We start from the raw sequence: 429 nt of genomic DNA, 5'->3' as shown, positions 1-429 counted from the left end.
TTATTGAAGATGATTACGATAGTGAATTTCGCTATTCAGGAAAGCCAATTCCGGCACTACAAGGGTTAGATACAGATGGGAAAGTTATTTATATGGGGACGCTATCAAAAGCTTTGTTGCCCTCATTACGGATGAGCTATATAGTATTACCGAAGAATTTAATCGAAAAATATCAAAAGGAATATTTGTTTTATACACAAAGTGTTTCAAGAATGGACCAAGAAGTGATTAGAAAGTTTTTAAATGAAGGCTATTGGGAAAAACATATTCATAAAATGCGTGTTGTTTACCGAAAAAAGAGGGATCGACTTGTTTTGGAAATAGAAAAGTATTTCTCTAATCGTGTTGAAGTGATAGGAGAAGATTCGGGATTGCACATTTTATTAAAAGTGCATAATGGAATGCGAGAAGAAGAATTAATTAAAGAAG

1 protein-coding gene is annotated in these 429 nt (G+C 33.1%); it reads left to right on the top strand.

Annotated features, from left to right (window positions below):
• Window positions 1-429: aminotransferase class I/II-fold pyridoxal phosphate-dependent enzyme (locus KI369_RS28165; RefSeq protein WP_212958946.1), on the top strand; the 429-nt coding region annotated here is incomplete at both ends.

The sequence above is a fragment of the Bacillus sanguinis genome (genome assembly GCF_018332475.1).
Classification (GTDB): Bacteria; Bacillota; Bacilli; order Bacillales; family Bacillaceae_G; genus Bacillus_A; species Bacillus_A sanguinis.
The sequence above is the reverse complement of the archived record's forward strand: the minus strand, read 5'-3'. Positions and strand labels throughout refer to the sequence as shown.